Below are 23316 nucleotides of genomic sequence, written 5' to 3' on the forward strand. Positions count from 1 at the left end.
CATCTTCACATCGACAGCCCCTCAATCGGGCGCGCGTGTGCAGCCTGCCGCATGTCACCGGATGCAGACGAGAACACAGGCACAGCATGCGCGTCGCCAAGTCACGATGAAGTGGCACCGCCGCACTGGCATTCTCCTCTGAGAGCGCTAAGCAGTCAGACACCGCGTCCCGCATAGAACTGCCCGACATACTCCGGCTCCGGCCACTGATGCGGATCGGCCACGTCGACGACGGATTCCGTCACCACATGGGCCGGCCACTCCGGCGCTCTGCTGCTCTTCAACACCAGCCATCGGCATACGACCAATGGCCCCAGCAACGGCATCAGCACCGTGCGATACGGTAGCAACGCCTCACCGAGGCTGATGATCACCGTCAGGTAGCAATTCTTCCAGGTGTCCGCCACAGACAGGTGCACACGCCGCGACGACGGCGCGTCAACCACGTGCTCCGGTCCTTCGTCCATGTAGCGTCGGATGAACTCCCAGATCTCGCGAATTTTGTCCGCATCGTCGAAATAGTGACCGACGGCAAAGGTATGCCTGACCGTATCCCCCTCCATGACGTGGCAACGAATATCGCGCAGGAACGTCTCACCCTGACCGTGCCCAAGATGGAAGTACGCTTGCTCCCACGGCACGCTGATGACGCCGGAAGGGCCCGCATCCGTATAGGCGTGCACCATCCGCGTGCGACGGTTGAACCGGATCGGGTAGTACTTGTAGGTGAAGAAATCGCGGCCAATGACCAATCGATACATCAGCGCGAACTGACCGACGAAGCCGATCACCAGAACGCCCGCCATGAACCAGTCTACCGCTCGCCCCGCGTACACGGTGGGAAGCCAGGTCACCAGCATCCATACCCCGAACAGCGCCAAGGCGGTACTGACCAGCGTTACCACGGTCGTCGTCACCATCCCCCGAAGACGGTAGCGCCGATCAATCACATCCATGTACGTCGAGTTCAGGCGGATGACGCAGTGCCGTTCGTTGCTCACGCCAGTGCGCTCCCGCTTCAATGGCTCACACTGCTCGGTAGGGTCGATCGTTCGATCCACCTTGAACCTTCTCAACCAACCTGTGTACATCCTCGTCTCACTCCCGTGTTCGCTCGCATGCGGGAACAACGCACTCAGCGGGCCTATCCAAGCCAATGTGACGTGCAGCAGCAAGGATGCGGCAAGTGACACTGCGCAGGCGCTTGTTCGAGGCGATCAATGCCCGCCGTTTCCCTTCATCCGTGTGCGCAACGTCTCGTTGAGCGCCATTGCATCACGGGTGGCTTGCGTCCAGTACGCCAGCATGGTTTCGCTGCCACGGCCGTCGCCTACCCGACCGTACACGACCGGCTCCTTCAGGCTCCCAGCCTCCGCACCGCCGGCGCAATCATCCTCGACTGCGCGCGGCCAGCTGGGGCGTCTGCACAGCTTCATCGACAGATACCTGAACATGGCCCACGGCAGCGTAATGGGCAAAGCAAGCAGACCCAGGCCCGTGCCGGCAGACGACACATGGATGATGATGGCATTCCGAAGGCTGGGCGTGGTCGATGTGTAGAGTTGCAGCGGCGGAAATGGAAGCGCCTCCATGCCCCCGTCCATGTAGCGGCGAATCATCTCCCAGTGCGCCAACGTTGGCCCGGGATTGGCCCCACTGTCGCTGCCAACGGCGAAGGTGTGAATCACCTGATCGCCCTGCATCAGGTGGCCGCGAAGATCGTAGGTTGCGTCCCTGTCGCCCGCGCCCACCGGCGCGCCGCTTCCGATGATGAAACGCACCTCATCCCACGGTGCCGAGAGCGCGCCACGGCGGCCACCGGTAAAGACATGCACCCTGCGCGACTTGCGGTTGAACCGAACGGGATAGTACTGATACCGAAAGACATCCCGGCCCAACAGCATCCAGTAGCTGAAGGCTGCCAACCCGGACGACAGTGTGACGATCCAGCCCACCACGAAACGCTCGCCCGTTGTCAGCGGCCGTGGAAAGCCCTGGGGCGTCACCGTTGGTGCCATTGCCATCGCAACGGCGAATGCAACGGCAAGCGCAATGACCAGCAGCCCCCACATCGCCCCCCAGCCGCGATAGTGGAAATGCCGGTCTACATATTCGATGAACGTGGGATTGAGCGCGATGATGCCCTGGTCGATTGGATCCTTGACCATGCCATCGAAATTGCGCACATCTGCGTTGCGCTCGGCGTCCGACAAGGGTCTGTTGACCCGATAGCGCTGGGCCAACCAGCCTGCAAATGCACTCATGCTCACATCCTTGAAGTCGGCCGTTGCGCCAGGCGCTGCCGGGTTGGACGTCGTCCAGCCCGCGTTGCGTACGACTGCGCTGCGTGACACCAGCAGAAACCGGAGCCACCCAGCGCCGCGCACCGGGTTCAATCGGGCCTGGACCGCGCTGACAGGCAGCGTCCAGTCACCCACGCCTCACCTGAAGAGCGACGCCAGGCCCTGGTCCTCCGCCCTTGCCTGCGTCTCAGCTTCGTTCCAGTACTGCATGAACGCCGCCTCCCCACTCCTGCCGCCCGGAAGGTCGCCGTAAACCTGCGGTTCGCGCAGAACCCGGCTGCCACGCGCTGGCGCGCATTCTGCTTCCACCGAGCTTGGCCACACCGGGCGCTTACTGCTTGCCAGCGCCATGTAGCGGGCGACACCAATCGGAAACAGGAAAGGCGCGAGTATCCAGCGCAATGCGCCGTTGAACACTGCAAACGGAATGATGAACGCGTTCTTCAACGAAACACGCGAGGACGCAAAGATGCCAAGCGGAGGGAACGGCAGATCGTCCATCCCTTCATCCATGAAGCGGCGAATCATTTCCCAATGCGCAAGGACGACCCCCGGGCTACTGCCACCATCGGATCCGATCGACACCGTATGAACAATCTTGCCACTTTCGATGACATGCATCCGCAGGTCGTAAATGCGGACGTTGTTGGCACCGGTACCGCCATCTTCGTTGATGAAGAAGAATGCATCGTCGAACGGCACCTCAAGGTACTTCCGCGCCCCGCCGGTGAACACATAGACCTTACGGTTGGCTCGATTGAAGCGGACAGGATAGTGGGTGTACCGAAACGCATCCTTGAGCACGAGCACCTTCAGCGCCACAAGCGCGGGCACACCAAACATCACGGCCATGATGACCAGCGCCCAGAACACAGGCGCAACCTGTCCCTGTGAGCTTTGCAGGAATCCGTAAATGCCTGCGCCGCCAAGGACCACGCAGAAGACAACAAGAAACCCACCCCCAAGCACCCCCCAGCCGCGCATCAGGAAGTACCGGTCCAGATACTCCAGGCAGGTGGAATCGAGATGGATGGCGCCTTTGTTCAGTGGCTTCGGACGCGGTATCCCGGGAGATCGCAGGTTGGCGCGCGCTTCCTTCTCGGAAACTTCACGGCCCAGCTTGAAAGGGCTGACCAGCCAGCCAGTAAAACTGCTCATCGGGAGGTCCTACTTGGCTTGCAATGCGACATACGCTGCTTCCTGGTCTTCAAGTGACTCGAAACGTCCATGATCATGCGCACCAAAGGGTGTCTTGTTGATCCAGATTTCGATCTTATCATCGCGAATAAGGTTGATCAGCCACTCGCCAACAAACCCGATGATGGCCAGGACAATCATGATGATGAAGCCTATGCCAGCGGTCATCCAGCCGAACAGCACGCACACGGCAACCACAGCGCCGCCCACAGCCGTTGCGCCGAACAGGATGGCCATCGGTATGTCGCCACTCTTGGCGGCTTCATAGAACTTCCAACCATCGACGACGGCGCCAAGGAACGCCCCCACGGTTCCTACAAGCTTGCCCATCCATCCGATGACGGCCGATGTCGTCCTCAGTTCGACGGCCGCGATCCGCACCGATCGCGCCACCTGCCCATACGCAGTTCGTTCCAATCCGATAGCGGTCAACTCAATGCTCGTCCCCGCAAGCCCGAACAGGGCCGACCCGAGGCTGATGCGGCGGCGATTCTCTGGACCTTGCTTCTCGTCATCAAGTTTGGTGAAGGCATCCGCGGCATTCCAACCATCCAGCAGCAGACCCACCACACCAAAGCCAACGTCTGCCCGGATGTTGACGGATGCAAAGGAGGCTGCGCGGCTTCTGACCACGGCCCGCAACTGGTCCTCGCTCAACAGCGCCCGGTCCAGGGTCGTGATATTCGTCCCGCGCAGGGCACGCATGGTTTCATCGTCCCAGTAGACCGCCCATTGGAAGACCTTGCGACCCCGCGCATTCCGCTCACCGGTGGCGGTCCGCGCACCGGATCGTTCTGTCAGCTGCTGACGAAGATGCGTATCCACCTGCTGGCGGGCACGTGCCTTCTCGGCGGGAGACTGCCCAGCCGTCAGCGCCTCCACGATGAAGTGGGCAAGCTCGGCTTCGGACGCCCTCACAGGGAGCCGGGTGATCTGCCGGCCCGATACCGCGCCCATCAAGGCCATCATCCGGTGCTTCATGGCAATGCTGAGCGCAATATTCGCCGCGCCAACCTTGATGGTCTGCCCTGCCTTTGAAAGCCCGGTGATGAATGACCCGGCAATCTCATGCATGAAGTTGGCCACAATACCGGTGCGGGTCTGCATGTCCGCCGGATTGTTCTTCTTCCTGTCGTCCACGTGTGCGAACGCCTTCAGCACGTTGCTCCAGGCGCCCGGGTTGTTGGCCAGTTCGAGGCTCGGCCCGGCCGCAAGCTCCAGGTACTTGGCGATCGTGGTGTCGTTCAGGACCAGCGCACGCAGGGTGATATTGCGCTTTTCATCGAAACGCCCGTTGAGATCCTTCAACAGCGCAGCAGCAACCTGGTCATGACCGGTGATGCCTTCCACGCAGCGCTGGACAATGACGGTGAATGCCCCGCCACCGCCTTCGAGGCCTTCATGATGGTTGGACGACAACCAGTCACGAAGCGCATCGGACTGATACCAGCGAACGAACGACATCGCCAACGGTGTCAGCTGGCTGCTGGTGAATTCCTTGGTTTCCCGCTCCAGCTCTGCTTCGAACTTGGACACGGCCGACTCGTCGTAGTCATCCTTGTAGCGGTTCCACGCTGACACGCGCGCCTTGCGGTCCTGTTCGGCGGTCAACGACTCGGGCATCTTGATGAGTCCGGCAGCGTAGAGCTCTGCCGATGCCTTGCCCGTGATCGCCGTTGCGCGCCGCTCGCTCAGCTCGGTAGCGGCCGCCTGATCTTCGATCGCCTTCCGGATGCCCTTGATGCCCGTCGCCGCGGCCAACTTCCAATTGCGATCCTTGCCGGTTTCGAAGTCCCTCACCAACTCCCGCATCAAGGCCGACACGTCCTGGGTAAGACCGGCGGGATCGTTCAGGGCCAGCATCATTGCCGGTACCTCCGGAGACGCCTTCTTGACCCATTCCTCCATGCCCGCGACCTGCTGCTTGCAGCGGCGGAAAGCGAAGGTGGTGAAGTCATACGCCGGGTTATTGGAGACCGTCACGCCTTCAAGATTGACCTGCTTGATCATCTTTCCGGTTTTTGGATCCAGCACCATCTGCGACGTCGGCTGACTCGGGTCTCGAGGCTTTGCAACCTGCTCTTCGAACGCAAACTCACTCACCAGACGCTTGGCGTCACCCACTTCACCGGTGTGATCGGGGCGCGCCCCGCCAACCCACGCTTTCACATCGACCGCGCGCATGTGCTTCTTTCGCTCGGAGGAGAGCCGGTTGCGCTTCAGCACCTCGGGCGCCCACGGTGCCTCGCTGAAACCAAACCAAACCTTGCCGGCCCTCGAAGGGTCGGGGATGGTGACGAAGCGCGCCAGCTGCGAGGTCGCCATGCGCGCACAGGTGGGCGCGAACTCCTCCATCGGCGGCGCATCGGCGTGCACATCAAACTCAAGCAGGTAGGCATCTTCCGTGACGAAGTACCCCTTCCATTCGCCCCGCGCCTCGTTGAATACGTAAAGATAGCCCTGGCGTGCCAGTCGCAAGGTGTACTGGGCACGCGCAGCCGGCAGGACGATGTCCTTGACGCCCGCACCGAACTTTCCTTCCAGCGGCGGCATGGTGAATCCTGCCCGCACATCGGTACGCGCAAGTGAGTAGCGCAAGGGAAGAATGGGCAGACCGCGTTGGTCGCACATCTGGCATTTCTTGCTCGGATCGCAGGCCCCAAGGCCACCCGGCTGTTTGGTGTCAGTTGTTGCCACGTTCGTCCAGCTCCTCTGCATTCACTTCCATTGATTGGCCGTACTCATCCATCCATGCCGACAAGTACCCGCACTCCCCCGCGACAGCCAGATCGATCATCCTTCGCTCCACAGGCTGGTCATGCACCTGGGGAGACCTGACAAGCGAGAGGAAGGCGAAGAACTCCACATCTTCATCGGTGCTCAAGCCAAGTGCCTGAGCCCTCATCATCTCGTTGAACGCAGTCCTCCTTGATGCGTCGGTGTCCAGCACCGGGGCGCCGTCGCGCGCCAGCCTGGCGAAGACGCGATTGACCGACCCCGTCATGGACAGCGCCCGCATCTGCTCGATATCCAGGTCAAGCCGTTGCGCGGCCGCCCGCTCACTTGTACTGGCCGTCCAGCGCTCACTGCCAGGCACCGGCCAGGACCAGTGACTGATTGGGCCCAGCAGGGCGTCGACCTGGAGGGGTCGCAGGATCCAGCGAAGGTTGAGCCACACCCGCGGATCGTGCAGACGCAGCCACATCGCTTCGCCGCCGATCTTCTGCACCATCGCGCTCGCCACATGCCTGGCTACCCGCCTGGGCGAGGCCTGGCTCCGCAGCAAGCCGCAGAAGGGAGCTTTGTTGCGCGCGTTGCCATAGTTCATGGTCTGATCCAACCGATATAGACGATCATCCTCGTCCAGCTCGGCCAACGCGATCAGACGCGGCATGTGCTTTTCTTGTCCCTTCAGTGCATCCGGAACAATCGGCTCACTTGGCCAAAGCGCCACGATGTCGGCATCGATCTGCATCGGATTGATCAGCGCGAAGTCCTGGGACATGAAGAAGCGGTGGCTGAACTCCATGCATCAGCTCCCCAGCGGCACAACAGCCGCACCACTCTGCTCGGCTGCTCTCACGCGGAACTGGCACGGCCCGTGGCTTGCGGAAGGCAAGGTGGGCGCCGCAAGCTTCAACGCCTTTGCCCCCGTCCACTCCCGCTGCGTGCCCTTGAACTCCACCTTCCCGGGCGCGCCCAGCTCGATGTTGTCGCCCTCGATCCGGATGTAAGCGCCGGCCGCCGTCGCCAGCAAATGCTTGCTCGGCGCCGACAACTGCACATCGGCCTGGGTACTGGTGATCTTCACGTTGGTCTTGGCTGCCAGGATCGCCTGATTCTTGTGCGCGCGCGCACTGACCTTGCCCTGCGCGGCGTGCAGCGCAATCCCACGTTCCTGATTCGGACTTTCGGGTTTCGGCTCGGCGCCGGCGGTGTACAGCACCAGCCCACCGGCTACCGCCATCGTGATCGAGCCCTGGCTCAGCCAGTTCAGCGCCACGCCTGAGGCCAGCGTGGTGTGCGTGCCGCTGACCCAGACCTGGTCGGCCGGGGTCAGGCTCATCACGCCGGCCACGCCGCTGCCCATCAGCACCGGCTTGTCCCAGCCGGGGGCATCGCCGTCGCCGCCGCTGATGCTGCCCGCCGCGCTGCCGCTCTGGGTAGCGCGCAGGCTTTCCTGCAGCTGTTCCAGCGCGTCGTGGGCCTGCAACTTGGTCGGTTCCTCAGGCAGTTGGGCCTGCTGGTTCACTGCCGATTCGTTGAGCGATTGCAGCAGCTCGGCACTTTCCTGCAGCTGGGTCAGCGCCTGGTTGGCAGCCAACTGCGGTTCGCCAGGCTCGGTGCTGAGCAGCAGGCCTTGCCCGGCACGCAGGGACCCGAAGGCCTGCGTGGAAAGCTCTGCGCCGAAGCCGCGCTCGGTCTCGCGCACGTTGTCTTCGCCCCCCTTCAGGTGACCCAAGGTCAGCGTAGTGGCGTGTTGCGTGGTGGACAGCTGCGCACGTCCTTGGCCCGGCGTGTCATCCAGGCGCATCTGCTGGTAACCGCCCTGCCCGCCCTGGCTGTCGGCCAGCGCCTGACTTTTGAAGCCGGTGTAGACGGCGGCATGTTCATTGCCGTCGAACCACGCCGGCGCATTGCCCGTGGCGTTGGCGCCGCCGCTGGCGACCTGGTTATGGGCGGCATCGGTCTGGCCGCGGCCGTTGTAGACCGCGCCGACCACGACCGGGCGGTCGATGTCGCCCTCAAGGAAGGCCACCAGCACTTCCTGGCCGCGACGGGGCAGCACCACGCCGCCCCAGTTGTCGCCGGCCCAGGGGGTCATCACGCGCACCCAGGTCCAGGCACCGCTGTTGGCCGGGGCGTTGTCGTCGCCGCCGGGATGGGCCAAGCCGGTGCTGGAGCTGCCGCCGCGCTGCCACGGGAACTGCACCTTGATGCGGTGGTCGCGATCGGACTGCAGCGGCTCGCCGTCGCTGACCACGATGGCGCTGAGCGTGCCGGTGATCGACGGGCGCGGATGCAGGCGCGTGCCGTGGCCGTCCTCGGTCTGCGGGCGGTACACCACGTCGGCCGGAATGGCGACGAAGCGGTTGTCGTAAAAAGTGGTGGTGAGGTCCGGCGCGGTGTTGGTCACGGACAAGCCCGTCAAGGCGCCCGGCAAGCTGAGCGGCGCCTGCGCGGCCGGCCCCAACTGCTGCTCCAGCGCGTCGAACACGTCGGCCTCGAAATTGTTGCGCGCCTGGTGCTGCACCGACAGGCACAGGAAGGCGGTGCCCGCGTCCACGCCCGGATGCTGCCCCAGCTGGAACTGCGCCCCGGGGGTGAGCTGCCGCCACTTGCCCTGCCCTTCAATCGTGTGCGCGCGCACACGCAGCGCATCCAGATGCTGCTGCGCGCGCCGCTGGCCGCGGGCGTTGTCCTGCCAGCCGTACGGGCCGCAGGTGTCGGCATCTTCGCCGGTCGCCTCGTGCGCGGTCTGCGCTTCCGCGCTGGCCTGGCGCAGCTCCAGCGTGCGGTGATCCCAGGTATGCCGGGACACCTTGGTGGTGAGCCAGCGGCGCGCGGTCGACCACTGCTGCACGCTGTCATCGCGCTCGGTCACATCGCCGCGGTGGAAGCGCACCGCGCCGAGATCCTTGGCGCCATGATGGTTGTCGGCCAGCACCAGCGTGTGTGCACCAAACGACTCGCTGTCCGGGTCTGCGCCATGCTCGAACCAGTAATAGATGCCCTCTTCGGCCAGCAGGCGCTGCACGAAGGCCAGGTCGGTTTCCTGGTACTGCGTGGTCAGGCTGCGCTTGGCGTAGAGGCTGCGGTCGGTGAGGTCCCAGCGCCAGGCCGGTACCAGCCCGCTGTAGTCGGCGAACACGTTCTCGACGATGTCGACCACGCTGGCGTCATGAAATACGTAACTGTCCACGCGCTGGCCCAGGAAGGCCAACCACGGCTGCAGGCGCAGGCGATACCGCGCCAGGCCGCCGTTGCTGCCGATCCGCTCGGCCGCGGTGATCCGGCCGTGGAACGGGCGTGGGCTGCCGATGGCCTGCATCTGCAGTACGGCGGGTTGGCCCAGCAGGCCGTCCAGCGACAGGTTGGCATCGGCCGACAGTGCGATGACGTCGAACACGAAACCCACGCCATCGATCTGCTCGACGCCATTGAGCGACTCGGCCACCAGCACGTCGCTCCCCAGCGAGGTGCGCAGCTGCAGCAGGCGTTGGGCCTGCCCCGGTGCCGCAAGCGCGGCGAGTATCTTGGTTACGGAATCCATGATCCATCCCCGCATTCATTAGCCCAGTGAATTCGACTGGAGCGATCCATCGTCAACATAGATCAGCGCAAGCACCGTATATTTCACCCGGGCTGTACCCCGGGTGGGCATTGCGTCGCACACGTCACATGTCACACATTTCCAGCTGGGTGATAGCTCTCTGCGCATTGCATCGGAGAGCAGCCCGGTGCACCTGCCGCTTCTGCGGCGGGTGCACCTGAAAGCCTCTATCAGGCCGACTGCGTGATACGTTCCAGCTGCAGCTTGGCACCTTCGTTCAGCAGCAGGCGGTAGTCGCGGCCGCCAGCGGTGATTGAGACTTCACGGGCATTGCTGACCAGCTGGTTGGCCTTGCCCTGCGCGGGTGCGTGGGTCTGGATGCGCCAGGCGCCACGGCTGATCTGTGCGGCCAGGTTACGGGCATCCTGGCGGGCATCGGCGGCGGCACCGTGCAGCAGCTCGACGATGTGCTCCGGGCGCAGGCGGTTCCAGGCGCGCACGTTGTTGGTGTCGCGGGCCAGGCCCAGTTCCAGGCTGCCACAGTTGGCAATGGCCTTGGCGCGGTTGAATCCGTAGAAATCCATATTCGTATCTCCTTTCCAGTCGACAATCAGGACAGCTTGTATTTGAAGGCGCCGTTCTTCCCTGCGGTCACCTTGATGGTGTTGATCCGGTTCCCCTCGGCCATCGCCGCCAGGACGCTTTCCGCGACCTCCGGCAGCAGCGTACCGTTGAGGATGTGATCAACATTGCGTGCACCGGAATCCACCTCGGTGCAACGCGACAGCACGGCCTCGACCAGGCTGTCGTCCCACAAGAACGTGGCCTTGTGGTTACCCGCCACTCGGTCGCGGATGCGGCCGAGCTTGAGCGCGATGATCTGGGCCAGCACGTCGTCGTTGATCGGGAAGTACGGCACGACTTTCATGCGGCCCAGGAACGCGGGCTTGAAACTCTTCATCAACACCGGGCGCAGGGCTTCACCCAGTGCGTCGGCAGTGGGGATCTCCTCGGCCGGCTTGTTCAGGCAGGCCTGCATGATCTGCGACGAGCCGATGTTGGAGGTCAGGATGATCAGCGTATTGCGGAAGTCGATCTCGCGGCCTTCGGCATCGTCCATCTGGCCCTTGTCGAACACCTGGAAGAACATCTCCAGCACGTCCGGGTGGGCCTTTTCCACTTCATCCAGCAGGACCACGCTGTACGGGTTGCGGCGGACCGCTTCGGTCAGCACGCCACCTTCGCCGTAGCCCACATACCCCGGGGGTGAGCCCTTGAGGCCGGAAACGCTGTGCGCTTCCTGGTACTCGCTCATGTTGATGGTGATCAGCTTGCGCTCGCCGCCGTACAGGATGTCGGCCAGCGCCAGTGCGGTCTCGGTCTTGCCCACGCCGGACGGGCCGACGAACATGAACACACCGCGCGGCTTGTTCGGGTCTTCCAGCTTGGCCGTGGCGGTACGCACGCGCTGGGCGATGGCCTCCAGCGCGTGGTCCTGGCCGATCACACGGTCGACCAGCAGGGTGCCCAAGGTGCGCACCGTGCGGATCTCGTCCTTGACCATCCGGCCCAGCGGGACGCCGGTCCAGGCCGAGACGATTTCGGCCACCACGCCGCCATCCACCTGCAGCGGCACCATCGGGGTGTCGCCCTGCAGCTGGCCCAGTTCGGCCAGCAGGCGGTCCAGCTCGGCCTGCTGCGGCGACACTGCGGCGGCGGCGGCCTTCTTGCCACGCGCCGCAGGCTTCTCGGCGGCGACGGTGTCAGCCGGGGCTGCCTCACTGCCAGCCGCTTCGACACCACCGTTCTCCATCTGCTGGCGCAGCTGGCGGATCTGGTCGGCCAGGGCACGCTCCAGCGAGAGGCGCTCTTCATTGGTGGCCAGCACGGCCCGGGCATCGGCCTGCAGCTGCTGCAGTTCGCCCAGACGCTCGGCATGGTGGTTGGCGCCGCCGGCGGTTTCGCGCTGCAGCGCGGCCAGCTCGGCGTCCAGGCGATCCAGGTGCTTGCGGGTGTCTTCGATGATCGCCGGGGTGGCGCTCTGGCCGAGTGCCACCTTCGCGCAGGCGGTGTCGAGCACGCTGACCGCCTTGTCAGGCAGCTGGCGGCCGCTGATGTAGCGGTGCGACAGGCGCACCGCTTCGGTAACGGCCTCGTCCATCACGCGAATGTTGAAGTGCGCTTCCATCAGGCCGACCATGCCGCGCAACATCGCGGCGGCCAGGGCTTCGGTGGGTTCTTCCACCTTGACCACCTGGAAGCGACGCGCCAACGCGGCGTCCTTCTCAAAGTACTTCTTGTATTCGCTCCAGGTGGTGGCCGCGATGGTGCGCAGCTCGCCACGGGCCAGGGCCGGCTTGAGCAGGTTGGCGGCGTCATTCTGGCCTGCCGTGCCACCGGCACCGATCATGGTGTGGGCTTCGTCGATGAACAGGATGATCGGGTGCGGGCTCTTCTTGACCTCGTCGATCACGTTCTTCAGGCGGTTCTCGAACTCGCCCTTGACGCTGGCACCGGCCTGCAGCAGGCCCATGTCCAAGGTATGCAGTTCCACGCCCAGCAGCACGTCGGGCACGTCCTTGTCGGCGATGCGGCGGGCCAGCCCTTCCACTACGGCGGTCTTGCCGACGCCGGCCTCACCGGTGAGGATCGGGTTGTTCTGACGGCGACGCATCAGGATGTCGATCACCTGGCGGATCTCGCCATCGCGACCGATCACCGGGTCGATGCGACCTTCGCGGGCACGCTCGGTCAGGTTGGTGGTGAACTGGTCCAGCGCCGGCGTCTTGGACAGCCCGCCCTTGCCCCCGTCCACGGCCGCGGCGGTCTCGCCACCGAGGTCACCCTCGCCTGCGCCGGCATCGGCGTTGCGCACGGTCTGGGTGGCTTCCTGCGAGCCCTCGGTGAGCTTGGCGAAGTCGTGCTTGAGCTCGTCCAGCTTGAAGCGCACGAACAGCTTGGAGCCGCGGTAGGCCAGCTGCGACAGCTCCGGTTCGGTCATCAGCGCCAGCAGCAGGTGGCCGCTGCGGATGCGGCTGGTTTCCGAATCCAGCGAGGCGATCAGCCAGGCGTGTTCGAACAGCTTGGGAATGTGCTGGGAAAACACCGGGGTGCGGCCGTTGCCGGTCTTGAACTGGCTGATCTCGTCGGACAGGTCGCGTTCCAGCGCATCGGGCGAGATGCCGCAGCGGCGGGCAATCAACACGAAATCGCTGTGCGGCTGCTCCAGCAGCGCCAGGAACAGGTGCTCCAGATCAACCTCGTAGTTGCCGCGCGACATGCACAGGTTGGCGGCACGCTCGGCGGCCAGACGGCAGGTATCGTCCAGCTTGCTGATCAGGGTCTTGAGATTGATGCTCATGCGGGAAAACGCGCTCCTTGCTGAAACCTGTTGATGAAGGGCAGCGGCCGGTCAGCCCTGCCCCGACCTGTTCATTGCAGTGTATGGATGCCGTAGGTGGTGTCCGACCGCGGGCCGTCGGCGGCACGCGAGCACATGTAACTGTCCCAGCCCAGCCGCGCGCCGACGCCGGCACCCAGCCCGGCGCCGCGCACGTCTTCCTGACGCAGCACCAACCGCACTTCGTATTCCAGCGTGCCGCCAGTCAGCAGCGACAGCCACTTGGCCAGCGCCTGCTCGGCGCTGCCGCCGGGCAGGAAATCATCGAACTGCTCCCGTCGCAGCGGGCCGATGCTCAGGCGCATGCGCAGGTCGCGCTGCCAGACCCGGTCGCCGGCCAGCGCACTGGCGCCGAGCGTGGCGTTGGCCTGGCCCAGGCGCGTGGACTGCCCGGCCGGCACCCGGTACCAGGCACCGACGAACTGCTCCAGCGCCAGCGGCACCTGGAAGTAGTCGGCCAGCACCCGCTGCATCAGCGCCGCCGACACCGGGCGTTGCCGCACCGCGCCGGCGTAGTAGGCAAAGGCCTGGTCGAACACGTCGCCGTGCCCATCCACCAGCCGGTCGCGCAGTTCGTTCATGCCCATGCCGAACAGCGACATGATCAACGGCAGGAAGCGCTCGCGACGATCGATCTCGTACTGCAGGGCCAACCGGTGCTTCTTCCACGCCGCGTAATGCAGCGACACCGCACGCGTGGAGAAGATGTCCAGGAACGCACGTGCGGTGCGGTCGCGGTCGTACAGCTCGCGGATCTGCAGGGTTTCGGTGTAATGCAGCGGCAAGGCACCAGAGGTACCCAGCAAGCCCATGAAGTGCGGGGTCAGGTGCACCTCGGCCAGGGTCTCGTGCTCGAGCGCGTGGTCGATCGCTGCGGCGTCTTCCAGCTTGTCACCCTTGAGGCTGTACGCCACGCATTCCGAGCTCAACTCGGTGGCCGGGAAACCCAGCGACAACGGGTTGCGGAACCGCACCCGCATGGGCACGGCCTGGCCTGCCTTCACGCCCTGGCGCTGGAACACCTGCTCCAACAACCGCGCCGCCTGGAAGAACTCGAAGCGGTGCGGTTCGGCGAGCAGTTGCTGGGCTACGCCAAGATCGATTCGCCGCTTCGCGCCGGGCATCGGACGATCTCCTCACCACTGTCGCTGGAAACCAGCACCAGCCGGGTGAAACTGTTGGCATGCACGTACAGTGCAAAAAAGTGATCCATCACCTGGGCAAACGCGGCAATGCCGGCGCCCACGAAATGGTTCTCGTTGATGGTCAGGCGGATCTCCAGCCCGCGTACGACCGAGGCAAACTGCTTGCCGGACATCCAGCTGGTCACCGGGTGCTGCTCCAACGCCAGGATGCCGTCGATCTGCCGGGCCGACACGTTGTTGCCGGACAAGTCGTACAGCCGCAGCATCTCCTTCAGCGCGGTCAGCCCGCTGCCGGTCAGCGACAGCTGGTTCAACGACAGGTGCGAAATCAGGCGCCACTGGGCGTTCTTGCCCTGGCGGAAGCGCAACGGCCGGGTCGGTTTGCGCAGCAGGCTGATGGCCCGCGCGGGCGTGCCGCCTTCCAGGGTGAGATCGCCGCCGGCCACGCCATGGGCAAGGTGGCTGGGCAGGTCCCGGTTGCTGCAGGTCAGCTCCAGGCTGACGGTGTCGGTCTGCGGCAGGGTCGGGTTGAAGGCCAGGTCGACGAAGCTGATCTCGGTTTCAAAGCCCGGGCTTTGCCGCGCGATGTCCTCGTCGCGACGCGACACCCAGTACTGGCCGGTGCGGTCCGGGTCTTCGCCGTGGTGCAGCGAATAGAACGGACGGAACGCCTGGATCACTTCGCCCTGTGGCGTCTGCCGGATGCGGTGCACCGAGTCGATCGAGTACACCTCGTAGGCAAACGCACGCCGCGCGTCGGCCAGCACCGCGTAGCTGACCGTGCGATGGGTCACGCGGATCGGCTCGCCCGGCTGGGTGAACAGGTTGACGATCGGGGTGCAGCCCAGGCGCACGTTGCTGGCGCTCAGATCCTCCAGCACCAATTGGTTGCCGCGCTCGGGGGCGCTGGCCTGCAGGATCAGGTGCAGGGTGAAGCTGCGGCTGGCGCCGGCGGTGACCGGCTTGAGCAGCAGGTCGACGAAGCCGAATTTTTCCGGGTAGGCAAACAACTCGGTGAGCAGGCGATAGGCCGGGTGCGAGCGCGCCGGGAAGTCGACCAGCGATTCGTCCTCGCTGAAGCCGACCTGGCGCAGCGGCACCTCGTCCAGGCGGCGCCAGCGGCCGCTGTTGTCGGCCTCTACATAGGCCACCTTGACCCCGAGCGCCATGGCATCGCGCAGCGACGCACGCAGCGAGGGCTCGCCGTCCAGGAACAGGCGCAGGGCATCGGTACCCAGCGTATCGAAGCTGGCCTGGTCGGACATCAGGCGGAAACTGAGCGACACCTGCGCGCCGCTGCCGGCCGGCAGGCTGGTGGCCATCGGCGCTTCGGCCACACCGCGGTAGACCGCCGACTGCACCGCGATCGGTGCCAGGACCACGTCGAAGGCGGTACGGAAACGGCAGGACACGCCGCGCACCGGGCGCGACTGCAGGGCCGTGCCGCGCGCCACGGTGATCGGCGCGCTCAACTTGGACGACACCCCGTCCATGTCGAAATGGGCGATCGAGCACGACGGGAACGGCCGCAGGTAGTGCGGATACAGGACGTCCAGCAGGGCGTCGGTGAATTCGGGGTAATCGTCTTCGATGCGCTTGGAAACGCGTGCGCTGAGCAGCGCGAAGGCTTCGATCAGGCGCTCGACATGCGGATCCTGGCTGCCTTCGGCATTGAGCTGAAGGCGACCGGCAATCTTGGGGTAGCGATCGGCGAACTCGCGGCCGTAGCGGCGCAGGTAAGCCAGTTCGCGTTCGTAATAGGGCAGCAGATCCTGCATGTCAGCTGGTCGCCTGCTGGCGACGCGTACGGCTGACCTGGTACTGCAGGGTCGACGGCTGCAGCATCGCATCGAAGCTGACCGGCTCGCGGGCCGGCTCCAGATCGAGCAATGCGTTGATGGTGAAGTGCAGGCCGCCACCGAACTGCGAGCCAACCTCCAGGCTGACCCCCACGTTCTTCAAACGGCGCTCGTGCCGGGCCACGGCCTGCTCCAGCGAGCGGCAGATGGCGGCGCGGTCATAGGCGTTGGCGAGGCTCATCGCGGAAAAATCCGCCAGGCCATAGGTCAGCAGCGACTGCTTGCAGTTCGGGAACTCGGCCATGTCTTCTTCCTGGAACGCTGCACGGGAATTGAGCAGGCCTTCCAGGTCGCGGGCGATCGATTCCTTGTACTGGTCCAGCGATATGGACTTGAACACATGCCCTCCCCCATTGGACTTGGGGGCATCGTCAAACAGTTTCTCGAGCAAGCTGGGTTCGAGTCCCTTCATTGGTCATTCCGGTCTGTCTGCGTCCCTGCATCATGCAGAGGGGCAACACGCGCTGCGGCCGTTCCTGGCCACTCCCGATGTACTGCCAGGTGATTTCAGACTGCGATGGCGCACAAGGCGCCATCGCAGCGACACTACATCAAACGGCGTAGTTCGGAATGTTCTTGGTTGCACTCCACTGCGCCACGGCCTTGCCACCAACGCCGCCTTCCGGCTTCTGCTGCTGGTAGGTCCACTTGATCGCACCAAAGCTCAACTGAATCACTTCCTGCGGCATCCCCTCGGAATCAACCGTGGTGGTGACGCGGTGAACCAGGACGTTCAGCAGCTCGACCGTGTAGTAATTGATCGCGTTGCCGTCCTTGTCAGCGCGCATGAATTCAATGCGAGCCTTCGGGAAGGTGGTGCCATTGCTGGCCGCCTGGTTCAGGGCAGTGGTGGCGAGATCGATCGTCTTGGTGATTTCGATCGGCGACAGATTCACACGAGCTGCGGTGGTGCCACCCGAGGTCGACGCAGTGGCCGAACGCGGCTGCAGCAGATCCTGCGAGAAGGACTGGATTTCAATCCAATCCTTGTGCTTGTCGTCGTGGGACTCGCCCTTGATGGTGTCGATAGAGAGGAAAGCGTGCTGCATATCTGGTCTCCTAAGTTCCGGTCTTCCGTGAGATTGGGTGCCGGGATCGCTCCCGGCGGTTCAGGGGGGTTTAACCCTCTTGGAAAAACGTCGCTGCAATCAGGGCATCCGCCCCTTGGCGCTACAGCAACATCAATGCGTTACGACTTTTTTGCAGTTGCCGGCAATTCGGCAACCAATCGCAACGAAACAGACAGCTCATCGAGCTGGAAATGCGGCCTGATGAAGGCCACAGCGCGGTAGACACCGGGTTTCCCCGGTACTTCCGAAACGTTCACAGCGGCTTCGCGCAGCGGGTACTGGGCCTTGGCTTCCTGGGAGGCGTTGTCGTCCAGCAGTACGTACTGCGAGATCCAACGGTTCAGGAACTCCTCGACGTTGCCCGCCGACGCGAAGCTGCCAATCTTCTCGCGCATCATCGCCTTCAGGTAATGGGCGATACGCGAGACGGCGAACATGTACTGCAACTGGGCAGACAGGATCGCATTGGCATTGGCCGAATCGGTGTTGTACTTCTTCGGCTTCTGTGCCGACTGGGCGCCGAAGAACGCGGCGTAGTCGGTATTCTTGCAGTGGACCAGCGGAATGAAACCGAGGTCACTGAGTTCTTTTTCGCGGCGATCGGTGATCGCCACTTCGGTCGGGCACTTCAGTGCCACTTCACCGTCGTCGGTGCGGAAGGTGTGGGTGGGCAGGTCCTCGACCAGGCCACCGCCTTCGACGCCGCGGATGGCCGCACACCAGCCGTAATCCTCGAACGCGTGGGTGAGACGCGCGGCCATCGCATAGGCCGTGTTGCACCACAGGAACTTGCTGTGGTCGGCGGCGTCCACTTCCTCGACGAAGTTGAAGCCTTCGACCGTGGTGCCATCCTTCGGGTTGTACGGCAGGCGACCCAGGAAGCGCGGCAGGGTCAGGCCGACGTAGCGGCTGTCCTCGCTTTCACGGAACGACTTCCACTTGGCGTATTCGACCGTGTCGAAGATCTTCGCCATGTCGCGCGGCTTGCCCAGATCGGTGAAGGTCTCCAGGCCGAACATGCCCTCGGACGCAGCCGAAATGAACGGCGCATGGGCGGCAGCAGCCACGTGCGACATCTGCTCGACGAAGTACATGTCTTCCGGCTGGCGGCCGATGAAATAGTCACCGACCAGCGCACCGAACGGCGCACCACCGAAGGTGCCGAATTCTTCTTCGTAGACCTTCTTGAACAGCGCGCTCTGATCGAAGTCGATCGCCGACTTGAAGTCCTTGACCAGGTCCTTCTTCGGCGCGTTGAAGACCTTGATCTTCATGTTCGGGCCGGTGGAGGTCTGCTGGCACAGGTAATGCAGGCCGCGCCAGGTGCTTTCCAGCTGCTGGAACTGCGGGGCATGCATGACCGCGCTGAGCTGCTCGGAGATGATCCGGTCGATCTCGGCGATGCGCGCATCCAGGGTCAGGTTGAGGTTGTCGGACACCACCACGGTGCCCTCCAATACTTCCTTGGCCAGCTCGGAAATGATGTCCTTGGCACGCTGGTGCTCGGTCTCGGACTTGGCGACCTTGCTCTTCTCGACAATCTGGTCGAGCAGGCCGATTTCCTCGACGGCTGCGGCCGACTGTTCGGCTACACCGGTAGCTTCTGCTGCCATGGCTTATTGCTCCTTGCCCGTGCCCAGCTTCTTGAGCTGTTCGGTGTTGTTCAGGACATCGGTCAGCAGGTCTTCGAGCTTCTCGTTGCCGGCCAGCTTGTTGCGCAGGTCGGCCAGCTTGGTGCGCGATTCCAGCAGCTTGCGCAGCGGTTCGATCTGGTCGACCACCGATTCGGGGCGGAAATCGTCGATCGAGTTGAACTTCAACTCGACGCCGAACTCGCCGCCGCCATCACTGATCTTGTTGGCGACGCGATAGACCGCGCGCGGGGCGACGCCTTCCATCACTTCGTCGAAATTGTCCAGGTCGACGTTGACGAACTTGCGGTCCTTGACCTTGGGCAACGGCTGTTCCGGGTTGCCGCTCAGGTCACCGAGCACGCCCACCACGAACGGCAGCTCCTTCTGTTCGATCGCATCACCCTTTTCCACGTCGTAGGTCAACTGCACGCGCGGGGGGCGGATCTTCTGGAGCCGCTTCTGAATACTGTCCTTCTTCGCCATCGGTGTCTCCTGACTGGGGGCGTTACTGCGTGCGGATCAGTTGCCGCCGAGGTTCTGGAAGGGATCGCCGCCGTTGGACGACGCCGGACGTGCAGCGGGCGCGGCAGCAGGTGCGGCAGCGGCGGGCGCGGCAGTACGACGCGTCCGACGGGCCGGCGCGCGCGGCTTCGGCTTGGGATCTTCAAGCACGGCATCGCCCATGGTCTTGCGCAGCGTGTCGGCCAGGGTCTTGGCTTCCTTGCGCGCAGTTTCCGATGCCAATGCGCCGCGGCCCTGCAGGCGCGTCAGCGAGGTGTTGGCGATGCGGAAGCCGGCCACGGTGATGACGCCATCGGCCACCAGGTCATCCGGATCGCGCTGCAGCACCTCTTCGGCGGCAACGATGGCACGTGCGTACTGGCCCTGGTCGAACTGCAGCTGCGCGATGCGCACCCACGGTTCCTTGCGGGTCGGATCGGCGCGCGCGGCGTCTTCAAAGCTCTTGATGGCGGCTTCCGAACCCACCGTGGTGACCTGCGTCTCCGCCGTGGTCATCGTTGCATCGTACGGAGGCACCGCGCCCTTCTTCGGCGCCGACGAACAGGCCGCCAGACCAGACAGCAGTGCCATTGCCAACAACGGCCGATAGACAGCCTTCCCCATTACCTTCACTTTCATGCCAATCCCTCATGGAAACTTCTAAAGGTGAGTCCGGTCCCCGCCGATACAACACACGGGATTCCCTTCCCTTACCGCCGCAAGTGTACAACTGCAAATACGCAGGGGTATAGTGAAGCGCATAGAGTGTTTCAATGCAACGTTGCCGTTTTTCACACTGTCTTCCGCGATCTTGACGTACATGCGGCTTCGCAACGTCCCGCTGATCACCATCCCCAACCCTCCGTCCGAGAATGCATGAAACCCCTCATGAGCCGAAATTTCTGCTTAGGGCGTCACACTCTTATATGTCTTGTCACGGCGATGTCATTGTCATTGACCGGCTGCGCGAGCGGCGGGCTGGGCAAGGCCATGGACAAGACACTGCAGGCGGTCGGGATCCGTGATGCGCAACCGGAGGCACCGCCGGTGGTTCCCCTGCGGCTGCTGGCTGGCATCAACCTCAACGCCGGCAACGACAAGCGCGCCACTGCCGCAGTGGTGAAGGTCTACCACCTGCGCAGTGCACAGCGCTTCGAGCAGGCGCCCTTCAATGCGTTCCTCGACCAGAGTGGCGAACAGGCCGCGCTGGGTGCAGACCTGTTGTCGGTCAACGAGATCGTGCTGACCCCAGGCAATCGCCAGGAGCTCAAGGAACAGCTGAGTGAAGGGACCGCGGTGCTCGGTGTGGTCGCCCTGTTCCGCGCACCGGCCGAAGGCCGCTGGCGGTTCGCGTTCGACGGCAAGCACAAGAACCTGGCCAACGAAGGTATTACGGTGGGAATCCATGCCTGCGCACTGACGACTGACAGCCAGGCCCTGGTCACACGTGTGTCAGGGGACCCGGGCAGTCTCGCTTCCGTGCGCTGCGTCTCTCCTCGTTGAAGATGCCTGCATTCTGACGTCAGAATCCCGGCATGCGGTAGTATTGTTGAGTAGCCGGGCATCGAAAACGTGATGCATCTCGCACTTTCACATTCCTGTCTTGGGAGTGTGTGTGGAAACCTAGTGTGTATCGGGCGGGGTTGGCCCGAGATTTCCAAGGATTGAAATGTGGCATATGTAAGCAGGATGTCCAAAGTTCTCTGGGGTGAAGGCCTGTTCCTGAGGCCCCAGCATTTCCAGCGCCAGGATGCTTATCACGAGGCGCGTCTGCAGGACCTGTCACTCACGCTGCACCCCTATGCCTGGGGTTGCCGTCGCGTGCGTTTCGATCCGCAGGCACTCGGCAGCGGCACGCTGCGTCCGCTGGACATTTCGGCCGTGTTTCCCGATGGCGAGAGCTACGACGCGCCAGTGCACGACGCACTGCCCGATGCGCTCTCGCTGAAGGACCTGCCGCCCGGCGTGCAGTCCACGGTGATCCACCTCGCACTGCCGTTGCTGCGCGATGACGGCGACAACTGCGCCGATGCCGAGTCGAGCCAGCTGGCCCGCTATCGCCAGATCAATCGCGGCGCCAACGACCTCTACACCGACGCGGTGGAGGCCGAACTCGGCTTCCTCGGCAAGGCGGTGAAGCTGCTGACCGACGAGAACCCGCGCGATCCGTATTCCACCGTGGCACTGGCGCGCATCCGCCGCACCTCTACCGGCGGGTTCGAGCTCGACGACGAGTTCATCCCGCCGTGCGCACACCTGGAAGCCTCGCCGACCCTGCATCGGGAACTGCGCGGCATCCTCGATTCGCTGCAGGCCAAGGTGGACGCGCTGTACGGCCTGCACCGCGAACCATCGAAGAACATCATCGAGTTCCGCTCGGGCGACATCGCCTCGTTCTGGCTGCTGCACACGATCAACTCGTCGTTCAGTTCGCTGGCGCACCTGTACCACCATCCGCAGCTGCACCCCGAACGCCTGCACCAGGAACTGCTGCGCATGGCCGGGGCGATGCTGACGTTCTCCAATGCGTATGCGCTCAACGATCTGCCGCGCTACCTGCACGCGCAGCCCGAAGCCGGCTTCCGGCAGCTGTTCGAGATCATCCGCACGCTGCTGGACACGGTGATTTCGGCGCGTTACTTCAAGATCGCGCTCAACGAGGTCAAGCCGTCCTACCATCTGGGCCGGCTGGACTCGCAGCGCATCGATGGCGATGCCTCGTTCTACCTGGCGGTGTCGGCCGACGTGCCGGCGCAGGAGCTGGTGCAGACGGTGCCGGTGCGCTTCAAGATCGGCGCCCCCGACGACGTGGAAAAGTGCGTGCTGTCGGCGCTGCCCGGCGTCAAGCTCACCCACGCCAACCAGGTGCCGGCCGCCATCCCGGTGCGCCCGGGCAGTCACTACTTCGAGCTGGATACGCGCGGCGCACTCTATGAGCGCATGCTCAAGTCGCAGTCGCTGATGGTGTACGTGCCGTCCGGTATTGCCGACCTCAAAATGGAACTTGTCGCGGTGACCTCATGATGAATTCGCCCCTGCCCCCTACCCCGGGCCCGATGCCCTCGCTGAGCTCGCATGGCGGCCTGGCCGCGCCTGCCCCGCAGGCGGCCAACCCGCAGAGCCTGCAGGACCTGATGGCCGATGGCTTCTACCTGCTGCTGTTGCTCAAGCGTGGGCAGCTGCCCTCCGACGGCGAAGCGTTCGTGTCCACCGTGCAGAAGTTCCTGGACGGCGTCGAGCGCAACGCCAACCGCATGGGCATCGCCTCCGAAGACGTCTACGCAGCCAAGTACGCGTTCTGCGCCGCGGTGGACGAAGCGATCCTGTCGCAGCCGTCGTCGCTGCATGAGTCCTGGGAGCGCAATCCGCTGCAGCTGCGCCTGTTCGGCGAGCACTTGGCCGGTGAGCACTTCTTCGACCGGCTTGAAGAATTGCGTCGCCAGGGCGCCCCGCGCCTGCCGTCGCTGGAGGTGTACCACTTCTGCCTGCTGATGGGCTTCGAGGGCAAGTACCGCCTGGAAGGCACCGAGAAGCTCGGCTACCTCACCGCACGCCTGGGCGATGAGATCGTGTACCTCAAGGGCAAGCGCCACGGCTTCGCGCCGCATGCACTGCCGCCGGACAACGTGCGCCACAGTCTGCGCCGTGTGGTGCCGCTGTGGATGCCTGCAGCCCTGGTGGCCGGGTTCGGCCTGCTCGGCTTCTTCGGCCTGCGCTTCTATCTGGGTCACGAAACCCAACAGCGGATGGCGGCATACAACGATGTGGTGCAGATGCCGCAGCGCACGGCGCACATCACCATCACGCTGCCCTGAGCCGGACAGGGTCGCCGGCCCGTGGCCCGGCGACCTTGCGCTGCTCCACCGGGGCAGCAAGCAGTTTTCAGCGCATGACGGTCCGTGTCGACCTCATGCGGATGCGCACAGGAACGTG

General features: G+C 64.0%; 18 protein-coding genes. 3 read left to right on the forward strand and 15 right to left on the reverse strand.

The window, feature by feature from the left end; genetic code table 11:
• Window positions 1-155: 155 nt before the first annotated feature.
• From AC6CHL_RS02850 to AC6CHL_RS02920, 15 genes are all read right to left on the reverse strand, one after another.
• Entirely contained in the window at window positions 156-1001 is an 846-nt protein-coding gene (locus AC6CHL_RS02850; protein ID WP_185753499.1) for a DUF6708 domain-containing protein, read from the reverse strand.
• Window positions 1002-1217: 216 nt separating this feature from the next.
• Complete coding sequence (locus AC6CHL_RS02855; RefSeq protein WP_038688008.1) at window positions 1218-2264, reverse strand: DUF6708 domain-containing protein; 1047 nt, start codon at window positions 2262-2264, stop codon at window positions 1218-1220.
• Window positions 2265-2441: 177 nt separating this feature from the next.
• A complete protein-coding gene (locus AC6CHL_RS02860) occupies window positions 2442-3461 on the reverse strand; it encodes a DUF6708 domain-containing protein (RefSeq protein WP_038688006.1) in 1020 nt (339 codons plus the stop codon).
• A gap of 9 nt (window positions 3462-3470) precedes the next feature.
• Window positions 3471-6197, reverse strand: coding sequence for a T6SS effector BTH_I2691 family protein (locus AC6CHL_RS02865; RefSeq protein ID WP_185753498.1), 2727 nt, complete (start codon window positions 6195-6197; stop codon window positions 3471-3473).
• Window positions 6184-7029: a DUF4123 domain-containing protein gene (locus AC6CHL_RS02870; protein WP_498293271.1), complete on the reverse strand. Its 846-nt coding sequence runs from the start codon at window positions 7027-7029 to the stop codon at window positions 6184-6186. Before AC6CHL_RS02870 ends, AC6CHL_RS02865 begins: the two co-directional genes overlap by 14 nt.
• 3 nt (window positions 7030-7032) lie before the next feature.
• Window positions 7033-9774, reverse strand: coding sequence for a type VI secretion system Vgr family protein (locus tag AC6CHL_RS02875; RefSeq protein ID WP_498293272.1), 2742 nt, complete (start codon window positions 9772-9774; stop codon window positions 7033-7035).
• 230 nt (window positions 9775-10004) lie between these two features.
• A complete protein-coding gene (locus tag AC6CHL_RS02880; protein ID WP_137189654.1) occupies window positions 10005-10358 on the reverse strand; it encodes a hypothetical protein in 354 nt (117 codons plus the stop codon).
• Between the two features lie 26 nt (window positions 10359-10384).
• Window positions 10385-13135 (reverse strand): type VI secretion system ATPase TssH, encoded by a 2751-nt coding sequence (gene tssH / locus AC6CHL_RS02885; RefSeq protein ID WP_498293274.1) that lies wholly within the window; start codon window positions 13133-13135, stop codon window positions 10385-10387.
• Between the two features lie 71 nt (window positions 13136-13206).
• Entirely contained in the window at window positions 13207-14298 is a 1092-nt protein-coding gene (gene tssG, locus AC6CHL_RS02890) for a type VI secretion system baseplate subunit TssG (protein ID WP_498293276.1), read from the reverse strand.
• A complete protein-coding gene (gene tssF / locus AC6CHL_RS02895; RefSeq protein ID WP_463601134.1) occupies window positions 14262-16097 on the reverse strand; it encodes a type VI secretion system baseplate subunit TssF in 1836 nt (611 codons plus the stop codon). Before tssF ends, tssG begins: the two co-directional genes overlap by 37 nt.
• A 1-nt stretch (window position 16098) precedes the next feature.
• Complete coding sequence (gene tssE / locus AC6CHL_RS02900; RefSeq protein WP_128097832.1) at window positions 16099-16590, reverse strand: type VI secretion system baseplate subunit TssE; 492 nt, start codon at window positions 16588-16590, stop codon at window positions 16099-16101.
• 139 nt (window positions 16591-16729) lie between these two features.
• A complete protein-coding gene (locus AC6CHL_RS02905) occupies window positions 16730-17227 on the reverse strand; it encodes an Hcp family type VI secretion system effector (RefSeq protein WP_038687991.1) in 498 nt (165 codons plus the stop codon).
• A gap of 140 nt (window positions 17228-17367) precedes the next feature.
• Window positions 17368-18861: a type VI secretion system contractile sheath large subunit gene (gene tssC / locus AC6CHL_RS02910; RefSeq protein WP_038687990.1), complete on the reverse strand. Its 1494-nt coding sequence runs from the start codon at window positions 18859-18861 to the stop codon at window positions 17368-17370.
• Between the two features lie 3 nt (window positions 18862-18864).
• Window positions 18865-19365 carry a type VI secretion system contractile sheath small subunit gene (gene tssB, locus AC6CHL_RS02915; protein ID WP_038687988.1) on the reverse strand — a complete coding sequence of 167 codons (501 nt, stop codon included), beginning with the start codon at window positions 19363-19365 and terminating at the stop codon, window positions 18865-18867.
• Between the two features lie 36 nt (window positions 19366-19401).
• Window positions 19402-20022, reverse strand: a complete 621-nt coding sequence (locus tag AC6CHL_RS02920; RefSeq protein WP_428711743.1) for a tetratricopeptide repeat protein — start codon at window positions 20020-20022, stop codon at window positions 19402-19404.
• A 303-nt stretch (window positions 20023-20325) separates the two neighbouring features.
• Between AC6CHL_RS02920 and tssJ the strand changes: the two genes are divergently transcribed.
• The 3 genes from tssJ to icmH all read left to right on the forward strand — a co-directional run bounded on the left by tssJ (window position 20326) and on the right by icmH (window position 23198).
• Window positions 20326-20886: a type VI secretion system lipoprotein TssJ gene (tssJ, locus tag AC6CHL_RS02925; protein ID WP_241658901.1), complete on the forward strand. Its 561-nt coding sequence runs from the start codon at window positions 20326-20328 to the stop codon at window positions 20884-20886.
• Window positions 20887-21072: 186 nt separating this feature from the next.
• Window positions 21073-22407 carry a type VI secretion system baseplate subunit TssK gene (gene tssK, locus AC6CHL_RS02930; RefSeq protein WP_038687986.1) on the forward strand — a complete coding sequence of 445 codons (1335 nt, stop codon included), beginning with the start codon at window positions 21073-21075 and terminating at the stop codon, window positions 22405-22407.
• Window positions 22407-23198, forward strand: a complete 792-nt coding sequence (gene icmH, locus AC6CHL_RS02935) for a type IVB secretion system protein IcmH/DotU (protein WP_038687984.1) — start codon at window positions 22407-22409, stop codon at window positions 23196-23198. The genes tssK and icmH overlap by 1 nt, the downstream gene beginning before the upstream one ends.
• The last annotated feature ends 118 nt before the right edge of the window (window positions 23199-23316 follow it).

Source organism: Stenotrophomonas sp. GQ19 (assembly GCF_059758695.1).